This is a genomic window from Microcoleus sp. Aus8_D2 (genome assembly GCF_036702665.1).
GTDB lineage: Bacteria > Cyanobacteriota > Cyanobacteriia > Cyanobacteriales > Microcoleaceae > Microcoleus.
In genome coordinates, this window is sequence record NZ_JAUBUN010000002.1 from 109,252 (window position 1) to 126,023 (window position 16,772).

A 16,772-nucleotide genomic window follows, 5' to 3' on the forward strand; every position below is an offset into this window, starting at 1 on the left:
AAAAATCCTTCATTGCAGCCCGCAGATGAGCGTAAAAAACCCGGTTTATGACCGCCCGCGCGTAACTTCTAACAACAAAAGACGGAACGCACGTGCGGACTGAAGTCCGCACGTGCGTTCCTTACTTAGGAATGAGAATTAAATAACTTACAATTTTTATGATTCTTGTGGGATGGGCGGGGGATCCCGTCCAGAAAGGGCGGGCCCGACACCCCACAAACTTGTGTAAGTTATTTAATTCGCGATGCTTATTGCGGTCAATCCACCGGACATTATATAACACCATTGCCAATAAAGCCAAGTTCCCAAACAAATAGGAACCAGGACAGTCCCCAACCGAGATTTTAGCTTTTGTTTGTAAGAATTCAGCGCTCAGTTAAAATTTATGAACAACAGGAATCCTGAAAGAATGAACACAAAAGCTACGCAAGAACCGCCCCAATTCCCGGCAATAAAAGTCTGGAATAATTGGTCAGCAGAGCCCACAGAATTGAGGGACGAGTGAATAGTCACAATCCCAATGATTAGAGGCAGACGTAATAATTTGATTCGGTAATATATTTAAGGCGTAATTTGCATTTTCTACTGACAGAGTGTAGGGTTCGATCGCCTGGTATGTGCATTTAGATGGCAAATTGTAGTGATCGGTTCGCCGCCAATGCTAAGATGATCTGGATGGTGCGTTGAGGGCAATAATAAAGCCGCAGCTTGCTTGCGAAACCTGGTTCGCTAACTTGCGATCGCACTTTCGAGAATTTAAGATCAAGTCTAATTGTACTCTTATGATGCGATTGATTTTGTACAGCAAACCCGGATGCCACTTATGCGAAGGGTTGCAAGAAAAACTAGAACAGATTGAAAGCCTCAAGTTTCAATTGGAAGTCCGAGACATTACCCAACGCGATGACTGGTTTCAAGCTTATCAGTACGAAGTACCAGTTTTGTTTAAAGTGCAGCCCCAACGCAGAAATTCTGCTGGCGACGCTGCAATTTCCCTAGCAGAACAGTTACCTCGTCCTTCTCCCCGCTGTACGATCGCACAATTGGAGCAAATGTTACAGAAATATTTGCAAACCGATCCGTCAGAATAATACGATTTACGCAAAAACTCAAGTCTGTAGTGCAATGCGCCGCGCACCGCAAAGCCCTTCCGGTGCGTACCACCGCGCACCGCAAAAGCCGATCCAGGTGTGCGCCCCGCACCGCAAAACCCGCTCCGGGTGCAGCCTAAACAATTGCGCAAGTCATATTCAAGACATCCAAGTGAGGAGTTTTTCAGATGAAATTGAGAGAATTATTAGCAGCACTTCCCGGAATTTCCTTTGACGCCCAACATCCGGCCCTCGACGCCGAAGTCAAGGGTTTATCGACTAATTCCCACGCTTGTGGGGCGGGAGATTTGTTTTTGGGAATGCCGGGAACTCGGGTAGATGGGGGAGATTTTTGGCCGAGCGCGATCGCCAGCGGTGCCATTGCCGCCATAATTTCCACCCAAGCCGCCGACAAAACACCCCCCCAACCCCCCCTTAGCAAGGGTGGGCTAGAAGAGAAAACACCCCCCCAACCCCCCCTTAGCAAGGGGGGGCTAGAAGAGCTTCCCTGCGTCATTGTCGCAGCCGATATGGCTCAAATTTGCGGTCAAATAGCCACCGCATTTTACGGAAATCCAGCTAGCAAATTAAAACTTGTCGGCGTTACCGGAACTAACGGCAAAACTACCACAACTCATTTAATCGAATTTTTGCTCAATCAAATGCAGTTACCGGCCGCAATTTTCGGCACGCTTTACACTCGCTGGCCGGGCTTCCAACAAACTGCACTTTACACTACACCTTTTGCGGTTGACTTGCAAAAACAACTAGCAGAAGCTGTAGCCGCAAAATGCAAACACGGCGTGATGGAAGTCAGTTCCCACGCTTTAGCACAGCAGCGAGTTTTGGGTTGTAATTTTGAAGTGGCGGTGTTTACCAACTTGACTCAAGACCATCTCGATTATCACCGCGATATGGAGGATTATTTTGAGGCGAAATCTCTGTTGTTCGGTTCCGATTACCTCAAAAATCGCGCTGTAATTAATATTGACGATTCCTACGGGCGGCGGATTGTTGAAAGCCTCAAATCCGATCGAGTTTGGAGTTACAGCACTAGCGACAAGACGGCTGATTTGTATGCTGACGATTTGCAGTACCAGCCCAATGGAGTTAAGGGTATGCTGCATACTCCCAAGGGCGAAGCTGCTTTTGTTTTGCCTTTAGTCGGTCAGTTCAATTTGTCTAATATGTTGGCTGCTGTCGGTGCTGTTTTGGAATTGGGTTTAGATTTGTCCGCAATTGTGGAGAAATTATCTCAGTTTTCGGGAGTGCCGGGACGCATGGAACGGGTGCAAATTAGTCCCGACCAAGATATTAGCGTGATTGTCGATTACGCGCACACTCCTGACAGTTTAGAGAACTTGTTGAAGGCTTCGCGGCCGTTTATTCCCGGTCAAATGATTTGCGTGTTTGGTTGCGGTGGCGATCGCGATCGCACGAAACGCCCGAAAATGGGTAAAATCGTTGCAGAATTGGCCGACTTAGCTGTCGTTACTTCCGACAATCCGCGCACCGAAAATCCCGATCGCATTTTAGAAGACGTGCTCGCAGGCATTCCCGCTGACGTAAAACCCGTCGTCATGTGCGATCGCGCCGCAGCCATTCGCACTGCTATTATGGAGGCTAAACCCGGAGATGGCGTGCTGATTGCAGGAAAAGGACACGAAGATTATCAGATTTTGGGCACCGAAAAAGTCCATTTTGACGATCGAGAACAAGCCCGAGATGCCTTGACAGCCAGAATGAATTAATTAATTCGGTTAACTGTTAACGGTTAACCGTTAACAGTTAGCTATTCGCTGGTGGAGAAATTTGTGGTATTTTTAAGCATTTATACTAAAGTAGAATATAATTGGGATGAGATCACTATAGTTAGTAACACTAAATACTATAATAATCAAAAAATTATTCATAGGTATGATAGAACTAACTGGCTATCAAACACTCGATCGCATTTATTCAGGCACTCGCACCCTAGTTTATCGCGGAACTCGCCTGTGGGACAAACAGCCCGTAGCCATCAAAGTCTTGCGGAACGAGTATCCCAGCTTCAACGAACTATTGCATTTTCGCAATCAGTACACGATCTCCAAAAACCTGAATTTCCCCGGAATCATCCAAACCTACAGCTTGGAACCCTACCACAACGGCTATGCGCTGATTGTCGAAGACTTCGGGGGAATTTCTCTGAAGGAATGGACGGGCTTCGGGAAAGCAGTGCCATCTCTGGTTGAGTTTTTCCAAATTGCGATCGCTCTCGGCAATACATTAGATATACTTTACCGCCACCGCATCATTCACAAAGACATTAAACCCGCCAACATTCTGATTAATCCTGAGACTAAAGAAGTCAAACTGATTGACTTTAGCATCGCATCTTTGCTGCCGCGATCGAATCAAACTCTCATCAATCCTAAAGTCCTCGAAGGCACACTCGGCTATTTATCTCCCGAACAAACGGGAAGGATGAATCGCGGTATAGACTACCGCAGCGATTTTTACTCTTTGGGCGTCACTTTTTACGAGTTGCTAACGGGAGAGTTGCCGTTTCAATCCCACGATCCGATGGAATTGGTACACTCTCATATTGCCAAACAACCGCCATCACTGCATGAAATCAATCCGGAAATCGGGCCGGTACTCTCGCAGATTGTCAGCAAATTGATGGCGAAGAATGCGGAAGACCGTTATCAGAGTGCTTTGGGATTAAAGCAGGATATCGAAAAATGTCGGTTTCAGTGGCAAGAAACAGGCAATATCGTTCTGTTTGAATTGGGAAAACGAGATATTTGCGATCGCTTTACCATTCCCGAAAAACTTTATGGACGAGAAACGGAAGTAGAAACCTTACTCAATGCCTTCGATCGCGTAGCCACCCCCCTTTCATCTCCCCTTACCAAGGGGGGACGGAGGCGAGGCGAAATGATGCTAGTCGCCGGGTTTTCGGGGATTGGAAAAACCGCCGTTGTCAACGAAGTCCACAAACCGATTGTACGGCAACGCGGCTATTTCATTAAAGGCAAATTCGACCAATTTAACCGCAATATTCCATTTTCAGCATTTGTCCAAGCATTTCGAGATTTGATGGGACAATTGCTCAGCGAAAGTGATGCTCAGTTGCAGAATTGGAAAACGCAGATTCTGGAAGCTGTTGGTGAAAATGGACAAGTCATTATTGAAGTCATTCCCGAATTAGAACTAATTATTAGTCCTCAGCCGCCTGGGATGCAACTGTCGGGAACATCTGCTCAGAATCGCTTCAACTTACTATTTCAAAACTTTATCCAAGTTTTTACAACCCAAGATCACCCTCTGGTAATGTTTTTGGACGATTTGCAATGGGCAGATTCGGCATCTCTAAATTTGATGCAACTTTTGATGGTTGAATCAACAGCAGGCTATTTGTTAATGATCGGTGCTTATCGAGATAATGAAGTGTTTGCAGCTCACCCGTTGATGGTGACTTTGGCAGCAATTACCCACAGCGGCGCCACTGTTAATCAGATTACTTTGCAACCCCTGAGTGATACCAGCCTCAATGAGTTGGTTGCTAATACGCTGAATTGCTCGACTGCATTAGCCCAACCCCTCACGGATTTGGTATTTCAAAAAACCCAAGGTAATCCATTTTTTGCCACCCAATTTATGAAGGCTCTGCATCAAGATCGGCTGATTAGCTTTGATACTGAATTAGGGCATTGGGAATGCGATCTCGCAAAAGTGCGATCGGCCGCATTGACTGATGATGTCGTGGAATTCATGGCGTTGCAGTTACAAAAGCTACCAAAAGCCACCCAAACAATCCTCCAACTAGCAGCTTGTATTGGCAACTCCTTTGATTTGTCCACTTTGGCGATCGTTTCAGAACAAACAGAACCCGAGGCTGCCACTTACTTATGGAAAGCTTTACAAGAAGGGCTGATCCTACCCGAAAGTGAAGTCTATAAGTTTTATTTGGGAGCAGAGCAGACAACCGATACTACTCATGAACCCGTAATCTATCGATTCTTACACGATCGAATTCAGCAAGCTGCCTATTCGCTTATTCCAGAATCGGCAAAAAAAGCGACACATTTAAAAATTGGTCAGCTTCTTTTGGCAATAACACCTCAATTAACCCATAAAGACAATATTTTCGAGATTGTTAATCAACTCAATATTGGTGTTGAACTGATAGCTGATCGAGAGCAATTAAATCATCTTGTCTCACTCAATCTACTGGCAGGAAAGAAAGCAAAAGCTGCTACGGCTTATGCAGATGCTGCCAGATATTTGAATATAAGCTGGGCATTACTGGAATCTGATAGTTGGCAAACTCAGTATGATTTGACGCTGGCTGTTTATATCGAAACAGCAGAAGCAGAATACCTGAATGGCAATTTTTATCGACTAGAAAGCCTTGCCAAGATTGTTTTAATCGATGCTCACAATTTGCTCGATATGATTAATATATATGAGCTAAGAATTCAAGCTTATCAGTCGCAAAGCATGATGACAAAAGCGATTGATATAGGCTTGGAAGCATTAGAAAAATTGGGAATTAACCTCGATACCAGCATCAGCGATCGCGCGATGCCAGAATTACCTCGCATTGAAGACTTAGACAATATTCCTGAAATGACCGATCCGCAGCAACTGGCAGCTTTGCGGATTCTAATGACACTTTATCCTCCGATTTATATTGCCAGACCAGAGATGATTCGTCCCCTGATCTTAACGATGGTAAATCTTGCGCTTGAAGGTGGACATTCGGGATTGGCAGCTTATGGGTATGTGCTCTATGGCATGATTCTCTGCGCCGCCCCGGGAGGCATTGAGCAAGGATATCATGCGGGAAAATTAGCCTTAAAGTTGTTAGACAAATTTCACGCAACCGCACTGAAAGCAAGACTTTATACTTTATTTAATGCTCATATCCGATTTTGGAAGGAGCCAGCCAAAGCGACACTCACTGCTTTTATAGAAGGATGCCAAAGCGGTTTAGAAACAGGGGATTTGGAGTGGGCTAGTTATAACTCCATGCACTACTGTAAGAATCTCTTTGTAACTGGGGAGAGACTAGAAATAGTCGAAGCAAAACAAGCCCCTTACCTAGAGTTAATACTAAAAAATAAGCACGATTTTGCCTTATCCTACGCTCAGATTTGGGCGCAAGCTACCTTGAACTTACAAGGCAAATCTTCTGACAAGCTCCAATTGATTGGAGAGCGTTTTGATGAATTGCACTTCCTGCAACTTTGGCAAAGTACGAACAATTATATGTCCTTATTTGCGCTATATGTTGCCAAAGCAAATATTTTGTATTTATTTAAGGAATATGCGAGTGCTTTAGATTGTACTTTGCTGGCTGGCGAATACATACAAGCTGCGATCGGATTGATCGCGCTTGGTGTTTATAACTTTTACCACTCATTGATTCTGCTTGCGCTCTACCCTCAAGCTGAACCGAACCAGCAGCAACAATATCTGCTGGATCTCGATAAAAATCAAGCAAAACTCCGAGAATGGTCTGATAGTGCTCCACAGAATTTTCTCCATAAGTATTGGTTGATTCAGGCAGAACAAGCCCGAGTATTTGGGAATGTTCTTGAGGCTATGGAGTTTTATGACCAAGCGATTCAAGGCGCAAAAGATACGGGATACCTTCAAGAAGAAGCCCTAGCCAACGAACTGGCGGCCGAGTTCTACCTCGACTGGGGTAAAGAAAAAGTCGCCGTCAGCTATCTAGAAGAAGCTTACTACTGCTATTCCCATTGGGGAGCCAAAGCCAAAACTGATGACTTAGAAAAACGTTATCCCCAGATCTTGACTGCCATCTTGCAGAGCCAACAGCCTCGATTTCTTCTCAACGAAAACCTGATTTTAAATACCAATCGCTCGTCTATTTCTCATTCAATCATTCAAACCACCTATTCTCGCAGCAGTAGCATTTCTGACTCTCTAGATTTCGCCACCATCCTCAAAGCTTCCCAAGCTTTATCTGGTGAAATTCAACTGGAGCAATTGATTTCCACCTTAGTGCAAATCGTGATGAAAAATGCCGGAGCAGATAAATGCGATTTAATCTTACTAAAAGGTGAGAATTTATTTATAGAAGCCACGGCTGCTTTCGGAAAAAAAACGACAGATAATCAAGCTGTTGTAAGGCGGAGGCTCCCCGTTGATTCCAGTCAAGATGTCCCTACTTCTATCATTAACTATGTGTCTCGCACTCAGCAGACTGTAGTCATTGATAATGCGGCTCAGACTTCTCTAGCCTCGGATGCTTATATTCAAAAGCAAAAGCCCAAAAGTTTATTGTGTACTCCGATTATCAATCAAGGCAAATTAATTGGGATTCTCTATTTAGAAAATCGCTTAACCCAAGGGGTATTTACGAGCGATCGCCTGCAAGTGATCGAACTGCTCATGGCCCAAGCGGCTATCTCCTTGCAAAACGCTCAACTCTATAGCCAATTAGAGGATTATTCCTACACCCTAGAACAAAAGGTGGAAGAACGCACCCAGGAGTTACAAGAAAAAGCCACTCAACTCGAAGCCACCCTGCAAAAACTTTACGCGACTCAATCCCAACTCATTCAAACAGAAAAAATGTCAAGTTTGGGACAGCTTGTTGCCGGAATTGCTCACGAAATCAACAATCCTGTTAACTTCATTCACGGCAATCTCAACCATGTAGATGACTACATGACATCTTTAATTGAGTTAATTGACTTATATCAAGAAGTCTATCCTCAATCCCCACCCGAAATTCAAGCTAAAATTGCCGAAATAGATCTAGAATTTCTCCTTAAAGATTTACCTAAAATCCTAGGTTCGATGACGACAGGAACCGAGCGTATTCGCCTAATCATCGAATCTCTGCGGAACTTCTCTCGCCTTGATGAATCTGAGTTTAAACCGATCGACATTCATTCAGGAATTGACAGCACTTTGTTAATTTTGCAGCACCGCCTAAAAGCCAATGATAAATATCAAGAAATTCAAGCGCTCAAAGAATACGGTCAACTCCCTTTAATCAACTGTTACGCCTCTGCCCTCAATCAGGTATTTATGAATATTCTGAGCAATGCCATAGACGCTTTGCGACAAGCACAGGATAACGAAGCTAATTTTCACAAAAAACCGACTATCAGGATTCAGACTTGGGTTGATGGCGATCGCAATGCAGTCATTCGTATTGCAGACAATGGTATCGGGATAGAACCATCGGCGGCGAATAAGATATTTGAACCGTTTTTTACTACAAAACCTGTGGGTAAGGGTACGGGCTTAGGACTCTCAGTCAGCTATTCGATTATTGTCGATAAACATGGAGGTAGGATCGATGTTAATTCTACCCTGGGAGAGGGAACAGAATTTACGATCGTTCTTCCTATTTTGTAAAAAATTTAGCCAAAATTTTTCTGAACTCATTAAACATTCTTAATTGTAACTCGCACAAAATCAAAATGATGATACCAACAACTTTAACTCTCTCTGGATACAGCCTCGGCGAAACCATTTACTCAGGAACTCGCACCATAGTTTATCGCGGAACTCGCCTCCGCGACGAAACACCTGTCATCATCAAAGTCTTGCGGAACGAGTATCCCAGCTTCAGCGAACTCCTACATTTTCGCAATCAATATACGATCGCCAAAAACTTAAATTTTCCCGGAATCATCCAAACTTACAGTTTGGAGTCATGCCGCAACGGCTATGCGTTGATTGTGGAAGACTTCGGGGGAATTTCTTTAAAACAATGGACGGGACAAGGGCAAACTGTACCCAATTTAATCGAGTTTTTCCAAATTGCGATCGCTCTGTGCGATACATTAGAGATACTCGGACGCCACCGCATCATTCACAAAGACATTAAACCCGCCAATATTTTAATTAATCCTGACACCAAAGAAGTTAAATTAATTGACTTTAGTATAGCATCTTTGCTGCCCAGGGAAACTCAAACCTTAATCAATCCTAACGCGATCGAAGGCACACTCGGCTATTTGTCTCCCGAACAAACCGGCAGGATGAATCGCGGCGTTGACTACCGCACAGATTTTTACTCTCTGGGTGTCACTTTTTACGAGTTGCTGGCGGGAGAATTGCCGTTTCAAAGCAACGATCCAATGGAGTTGATACACTGTCATATTGCCAAGCAACCGCCATCCCTGCATGAGATCAATCCGCAAATCCCGTCGGTACTCTCGTCCATTGTCGCTAAATTGATGGCGAAGAATGCCGAAAACCGCTATCAGAGCGCTTTGGGGCTAAAATTTGATTTAGAATTTTGTTGGCGTCAACTAGAAAAAACCGGGAAAATACAAGATTTTGAAATAGGTCAGAGGGATTTGTGCGATCGCTTTATCATACCAGAGAAACTCTACGGCAGAGAAGCGGAAGTTGCTCAATTATTGGCAGCATTCGATCGCATTTCTGGTTCCAAAACACTTCCCGGGAACCAGTCAAAGCGCGAGTTAATGTTAGTCGCGGGTTTTTCAGGGATTGGCAAAACCGCCATTGTCAACGAAGTCCACAAACCAATTGTCGGAGCGCGCGGCTACTTCATCAAAGGCAAATTCGACCAATTCAACCGCAATATTCCCTTGGGAGCTTTTGTCCAAGCATTTCGAGAATTAATTGGGCAATTGCTGAGTGAAAGCGACGCTGAATTAGCAAATTGGAAAACCCAAATATTAGCCGCACTCGGTGACAGCGCCCAAGTAATTATCGACGTAATTCCCGAACTAGAGCAAATTATCGGTCAACAGCCAACCGCCACAGAACTGTCGGGGACAGCCGCACAGAACCGCTTTAATTTACTGTTGGAAAAATTTCTGCAAGTATTCACCACCAAAGAACATCCGTTAGTAATTTTTCTCGATGATTTGCAGTGGGCTGATTCCGCATCTTTGAAATTGATGCAGTTGTTGATGAGCGAGTCAGAGGGCGGATATCTCCTATTAATTGGAGCTGATCGCGACAATGAAGTTGCTGCCGCTCATCCTTTGATGTTGGCGCTAGAAGAGATTCGGAATGCACAAGCTGCCATCAATACGATTAGATTAGCGGCGCTGACTGAAACGAGTTTAAATCAACTCGTTGCCGATACACTGAGCTGTGCGGAAGCAATCGCACTACCATTAACTAAATTAATTTATCAAAAAACCCAAGGCAATCCATTTTTTAGCACGCAATTCCTAAAATTGCTCCACGACGATAAGTTGATTCAGTTTGACCCCCCTCAGTCCCCCCTTAGTAAGGGGGGAAGACAAGGGGGGTGGCACTGCGACATTGCCCAAGTAAAGAAACTAGCGCTGACGGATGATGTGGTTGAATTTATGGCGTTGCAGTTGCATAAACTGCCCGATTCCACGCAAAACTTGTTAAAAAAAGCCGCGTGTATTGGCAACTCTTTCGATCTCGAAACTTTGGCGACGGTAACAGAGGAATTGTCCACCGAAACAGCAACAAATTTGTGGAAAGCATTGCAAGAAGGCTTGATTTTGCCGACCAGTGAAGTGTACAAGTTTTATCTCGGACGAGCCAGAGAAGATGCGCCGCAGACTTCGGAAATTGTCAGCTACAAATTCCTGCACGATCGCGTCCAGCAAGCTGCTTATTCATTGATTCCCGAAAACCAAAAACAAGCAACTCACTTGCAAATAGGACAACTGCTGCTGCAACATACACCGGCTCCAGAGCGAGACGAGAAGATTTTTGAGATTGTCAATCAATTAAACTATGGCGTTGATTTGCTAGTTGGGTCAGACAAACAGCAACAACTCGCCGAGTTAAATTGGGTAGCCGGACACAAAGCTAGAGCGTCAACTTCCTATGTTGCTGCTAGCAAATATGCCACAGTATGTCTGGCATTGCTGAAGGTTGATTGCTGGAAAACTCAGTATCAACTGACATTAAAAATGCACAATTTAGCGGCAAAAACTGCATATTTTGCAGAAAATTTAGCAGCAATGGAGCAATCAGTACAAATAATTTTAGCCGAGGCTAAAACAGCGGTAGAGCAAGTCAAAGCTTATGAAGTAAAAATTCAAGCTTGTGCTGCCAGAAACCAAGCACAGGAAGCAGTAAACCTCGCGCTAGGCTTGTTAAAAATGTTTGGGGTAGAGTTTCCCGAACAGCCCAATCCGTCAGATTTTCAGCGATCATTTCAGCAGATAAGTGTAAATTTAGGCAATCAATCGATTGAAGATTTAATTAACTTGCCACAAATGACGGAAGCTGAACCTCTAGCAGCAATGCGGGTGCTGTCAAACTTGATTCCTCTGGCATTTACTGTCAAGCCAGCTTTGTTTCCGCTAGTTACTTTAAAACAAATCGATTTGTCTCTTAAATACGGCAACGCTGCTGATTCGGCTTTTGGTTATGCTAATTATGGATTAATTCTCTGCGGGATGATCGGCGATATCGAAACTGGCTATCAATTTGGCGAACTCGCTATGATTTTAGTGTCGAAGTTCCAGAAGCCAGAGTTCAGAGTCAAGGTATTGTTACCAGTCGCCTCTAGTATTAAGATTTGGAAATAACATATTATAGATACTTTAAAATTCTTCTTAGATATTTACACGTTGGGTTTGGAAACAGGAGATTTGGAATTTGCAGCATACGGTTTGGCAGAGTATTGCAATACTGCGTATTTTCGCGGTAATAATCTAGTGGATTTAGGGCAAGAAATTTCCAAATACAATCATGTACTCCGGCAAATTAAGCAAGAAAGAGTGCTGTACTGCAATCTAATCGTCGAGCAGGCTGTATTAAATTTATTGGGGGAAAGTGCCAATCCTTGTTTGCTGAGCGGTGCTGCTTATAACGCAGAGGAAATGCTCCCTATTCACCGGGAATTAAGCGATTTTTTTGGGCTTTTTGAGTTCTACAGTTACCAGCTTCAGCTTTGTTATTTGTTGGGGGAATACGGTGCGGCGCTGGAAAATGCAGTGCAGGTAGAACAATATTTAATGGTTGCAGTTTCAAAATTCAGACTTCCCAATTTTTATTTCTACGATTCCATAACGCGGTTGGCAATTTATCCCAATGCTGAAGCAGCCGAGCAACTTAAAATATTAGAGCGGATTAGTGCGAGTCAGGAAAAGATGCAGCACTGGGCGAATCACGCACCGATGAATTTTTTGCACAAATTATGTTTGGTTGATGCAGAAAAATATCGGGTGCTCAATCAAAAGATGGAAGCAATAGAAATGTACGATCGCGCAATTCACCTCGCCAAAGCCCACGACTACATCCAAGAAGAAGCCTTAGCCAACGAATTAGCTGCCAAATTCTACCTCGATTGGGGCAAAGAAAAAATCGCGGAAACCTATATGCAGCAAGCTTACTACTGCTACGGCTGGGGAGCCAAAGCCAAAACCGATGACTTAGAAACCCGCTATCCGCACCTGCTTCTTCCCATATTGCAACCCCAGCGCGAGATCGCTTTGCTGGGTGAAACCCGCTTCCAAATCGATCGCCCTTCATTGAGCGATCGAACTATCCAAACAACCTGCTCTACCAGCAGTGGCATTTCTGAATCCCTCGATTTTGCCAGCATTTTCAAAGCATCGCAAGCTTTATCGAGTCAAATTCAACTAGAGCAATTGCTTCACACTTTAATGCAAGTGGTGATGGAAAATGCCGGAGCAAAAAAGGCTGCTCTGTTATTGCTCAAGGATGAGAATTTGGCTGTGGAAGCTCTAGCAAACCTGAATGAAAGCGTTATCTTGCGAGCGGTGTCGCTAGCCAATGGCGCATCGCTTCCCTTCACAGTGATCGACTATGTTAAACGTACCTTAAAAACCGTCGTGCTGGATGATGCGACAGCAGGAACCGATTTTCTGGCTGACTCGTATCTCGCGCAGCAACAGCCCAAAAGCGTGCTGTGCGCGCCTATTTTGTATCAGGGTACATTGATCGGGTTGCTGTATTTGGAAAATCAATTAACGATTGGTGCATTTACGCGCGATCGCCTGGAAGTCGTGCAACTTTTGTGCGCCCAAGCCGCGATTTCTCTGGAAAATGCCCGCCTTTACCAACAATCCCGAGATTACGCGCAGCAATTAGAGCGATCGCTCCTCGATCTACAACAAGCCCAACTGCAAACGATCCAAAATGAAAAAATGGCAACTTTGGGCAATTTAGTAGCCGGGGTAGCGCACGAAATCAACAATCCGATTGGCTTTATCACCGCCAGCGTCAACAACGCCGAAGAATACATTCAAGACTTGCTCGCCCACATTCAATGCTATCAAGAAAATTATCCCGAACCCGCCCCACAAGTCTTCGATCATGCCGAAGATATTGACTTAGAATTCCTGATCGAAGACTTGCAAAAGCTAATCCCATCGATGAAAGTAGCATCGCAGCGGATTCGCGAGATTAGCACCACGCTGCGCACTTTTTCCCGCACCGATACCGCCGAAAAAGTGGCTTGCAACCTCCACGAAGGGATTGACAGTACGCTGTTGATTTTGAAATACCGCCTCAAAGCTAATGATAAACGTCCGGCAATTGAGATTGTAAAACAATACGGTAATTTGCCGCTTTTCAAGTGCTTTTTCGGACAATTAAATCAAGTGTTTATGAATATTCTCGCTAACGCGATCGATGCTTTGGATGCAGCGTGCGTTGGGCGAACCTTTGCCGAATTACAGGCTGAACCTTCACGAATTATGATTTGTACTTCCAGGTCGATCGACCTTTCCACCGCAGTAATTAGAATCAAAGATAACTGCCCGGGTATGTCCGACTCAGTAAAATCCCGGATATTCGACCACCTGTTTACTACAAAAGAAGTTGGCAAGGGCACGGGATTGGGATTGGCGATTTTATCAAATTGTTGTACAATATAAAACATCAAGTATCAATTATTGTCAATTCAACTCCTGGTAGAATTGCCTAGGATAAAAAAAATAATTTTTATGAATCTTGTGGAGGCGATCGTGATCGTTAAAAAGTTAAATCTGGTTTTCCCTCAAATCTCTCGCCAAATTCCTCTACGAACAGTCTTAATTATTCCTTTTGTCCTCCAAATTTCAGCCGCTGTCGGCCTGGTGGGATGGTTATCTTTTCTGAATAGTCAAAAGGCCGTGAACGATCTGGCTGGTCAACTACGTAACGAGATATCCTCTAGGATAGCACAACATTTAGATGCTTACTTAGCCATTCCCAAAATTGTCAATCGTATTAACGTCAAAGCTATTGAGCAAGGGCAGTTCAATGTGAAAAATACGGCTATTGCCCAACAGTATATATGGAATCAAATTTTACTTTTTGACAGCCTGAGTTATATCCAGTACGCAAAACCCAACGGTATGTTTTATGGTGTGCGTCGGGAAAATCCCCAAGCTCCAATTTTTCTGGAATTATCGAATCAAGGGGGAGATAAAAAATTTAATTCCCATAAAACTAACGATCGCGGGGAGATAGGTAAGTTAGTTGATAGCTTTCCGTATGATGTGTATACAGATGCTTGGTATGCCGATCCAGTTAAAGTGCGAAAGCCGATTTGGAGTAGCATTTATCATGCTCAAAACCGTCCAGAAATTGTCAATATTACTGCTAGCTATCCAGTTTATAATAAGAGCGGTGAGTTGCAGTATGTGACGGGTTGTGACTTACTTTTATCCGGAATCAGTAGATTCTTGAATGACCTTAAAGTAGGCAAATCTGGTGCAACCTTTATCATAGAACCTTCCGGTCTGCTAGTGGCTAGCTCGAATTTGAAAGATGTTCTATTTGTACTAAAAGGTAAAAAATCACAGCGAATTTCTGCTGTTAATAGCCAAAATAAACTAATTAGTTATACGGCCAAAAATATCAGTGAACGGGTGAAAGACCTCAAAAATGTCCGGGGTACGCAGAAATTCGATTTTGAGATTGAAGGAAAGCACCAATTTGTGCAGTTATCACGGTACCAAGATGATTTAGGCCTCGATTGGTTGATTGTTGTAGTAGTCCCTGAGTCGGATTTTATGGAGCAAATCAATGCTAATACCCAGGCTACAATTTTATTGTGTTTGTTAGCTTTAGGCCTAGCCACAGGAGTCGGGATTATCACTGCAAATTGGATTGCTCGACCGCTCCGCAGATTGAATGAAGCTAGTGAAGCGATCGCCAGCGGAGACTTAGATCGCCCTGTGGAAGTCAAAGGTATTGATGAATTGGAAGGTTTGGGGCGATCGTTCAACCAAATGGCAGTGCAACTCAAAACCTCGTTTACAGTATTGGAAGACCGAGTTGCTGAGCGTACAGCCGAACTCCAACAAGCAAAGGAATCAGCCGACAACGCCAACTCCGCCAAAAGCGAATTCCTCGCCAACATGAGCCACGAACTCCGCACGCCCCTCAACGGCATCCTCGGCTACGCTCAAATCTTGCAACGCAACGAATCCATCAACGACAAGGGACTTAATGGCATTAACATTATCTACCAGTGCGGCTCGCACCTGCTGACGCTAATTAACGATATCCTTGACCTCTCTAAAATCGAAGCTCGCAAACTCGAACTCTATCCCACATCCTTACATTTCCCTTCGTTTCTCCAAGGAATTGTCGAAATCAACCAGATCCGCGCCGAACAAAAAGGAATTAGCTTCGACTGCCTCTTCGATGACAACTTACCTATCGGAGTGATTGCCGATGAAAAGCGTTTGCGTCAGGTATTGATTAATCTGTTGGGCAATGCCATTAAATTTACCGAACAGGGTAAAGTTACATTCAGAGTAGAGATAAGTGATACAGCCAACGATCCCAAAAATACACGGATTCGGTTTGCGATCGCAGATACGGGAGTCGGCATGACCCCCAAACAGGTAGAGAAGATATTCCAGCCATTTGAACAGGTAGGTGATACCCAGAAACAATCAGAAGGTACTGGACTAGGACTAGCAATTAGCCACAAAATTGTCTCCTTAATGGGTAGTGAAATTAAGGTGCAGAGCATTCCCGGGGAAGGTACCACCTTCTCGTTTGAGGTAGAGTTGCCCCAAGTTAGAGATTGGGCAGCAGATTCGAGAGTTGTTTCCCAAGGAACTATCCTAGGCTATACTGGCGTTCGACGCAAAATCTTATTGATCGATGACCGCTGGGAAAACCGTTCGGTGTTGTTGAATCTTTTAGAACCAATTGGTTTTACAATTATTGAAGCTAGTAACGGACAATCCGGGTTAGAACAAGTTTCACAGACAGCACCGGATTTGATTGTTACCGATTTGAGAATGCCAGTCATGGACGGGTTTGAGTTTTTGCGCTCTTTGCGATCGCACCCTGACCTACAACATCACATCGTGTTGGTTTCTTCGGCGAGTGTGTTTGATCTCGATCGCCACAATAGCATTAAAGCCGGCGGCAATGATTTCTTGCCCAAACCCATCATAGCTGAAACGTTGCTAGAACAATTACAAAAATATTTAAACTTAGAGTGGATTTACCAAGCACAGAAAGGCGAATCAGTAAATGGGCCTGATGTAGCCCCAGAAATTCAGCCACCGTCGATCGCCATATTAACTGAACTTGCTCAACTAGCCCGCATTGGCGATTTAGACGGAGTGATGGAAGTCGCCCAGCAAATCCCAGATGCGGATAATGCGGCTTTTGTCGGAGAAATCATCCAGATGGTTGAGGCGTGCGAACTCCAACAACTCCGGGCATTTATTCAGCAGCATCTTCCTTAATCTGTAGCAG

General features: G+C 44.3%; 6 protein-coding genes. All 6 read left to right on the plus strand.

Annotated elements, in window-relative coordinates; genetic code table 11:
- Nucleotides 1–785 precede the first annotated feature (785 nt).
- The 6 genes from QUB64_RS02400 (at nt 786) to QUB64_RS02425 (ending at nt 16,762) form a co-directional block, all read left to right on the plus strand.
- Complete coding sequence (locus tag QUB64_RS02400) at nt 786–1,091, plus strand: glutaredoxin family protein (RefSeq protein WP_333266392.1); 306 nt, start codon at nt 786–788, stop codon at nt 1,089–1,091.
- Nucleotides 1,092–1,279: 188 nt separating this feature from the next.
- Complete coding sequence (locus QUB64_RS02405) at nt 1,280–2,842, plus strand: UDP-N-acetylmuramoyl-L-alanyl-D-glutamate--2,6-diaminopimelate ligase (RefSeq protein ID WP_333266128.1); 1,563 nt, start codon at nt 1,280–1,282, stop codon at nt 2,840–2,842.
- Nucleotides 2,843–3,008: 166 nt separating this feature from the next.
- A complete protein-coding gene (locus tag QUB64_RS02410) occupies nt 3,009–8,477 on the plus strand; it encodes a trifunctional serine/threonine-protein kinase/ATP-binding protein/sensor histidine kinase (RefSeq protein ID WP_333266130.1) in 5,469 nt (1,822 codons plus the stop codon).
- Between the two features lie 65 nt (nt 8,478–8,542).
- Nucleotides 8,543–11,623: an ATP-binding protein gene (locus QUB64_RS02415; RefSeq protein WP_333266132.1), complete on the plus strand. Its 3,081-nt coding sequence runs from the start codon at nt 8,543–8,545 to the stop codon at nt 11,621–11,623.
- A gap of 63 nt (nt 11,624–11,686) precedes the next feature.
- On the plus strand, nt 11,687–13,939 hold the full coding sequence (locus QUB64_RS02420) for a GAF domain-containing protein (RefSeq protein ID WP_333266134.1): 2,253 nt from the start codon (nt 11,687–11,689) through the stop codon (nt 13,937–13,939).
- 69 nt (nt 13,940–14,008) lie between these two features.
- The gene (locus tag QUB64_RS02425; RefSeq protein ID WP_333266136.1) at nt 14,009–16,762 is read left to right on the plus strand and encodes an ATP-binding protein; all 2,754 of its coding nucleotides are present in this window, start codon (nt 14,009–14,011) and stop codon (nt 16,760–16,762) included.
- Nucleotides 16,763–16,772 lie beyond the last annotated feature (10 nt).

Excerpts from the sequence above, each read along its gene's own strand:
- QUB64_RS02400 (WP_333266392.1), top strand. The coding sequence starts at position 786 with ATGCGATTGATTTTGTACAGCAAACCCGGATGCCACTTATGCGAAGGG.
- QUB64_RS02405 (WP_333266128.1), top strand. The coding sequence starts at position 1,280 with ATGAAATTGAGAGAATTATTAGCAGCACTTCCCGGAATTTCCTTTGAC.
- QUB64_RS02410 (WP_333266130.1), top strand. The coding sequence starts at position 3,009 with ATGATAGAACTAACTGGCTATCAAACACTCGATCGCATTTATTCAGGC.
- QUB64_RS02415 (WP_333266132.1), top strand. The coding sequence starts at position 8,543 with ATGATGATACCAACAACTTTAACTCTCTCTGGATACAGCCTCGGCGAA.
- QUB64_RS02425 (WP_333266136.1), top strand. The coding sequence starts at position 14,009 with ATGAATCTTGTGGAGGCGATCGTGATCGTTAAAAAGTTAAATCTGGTT.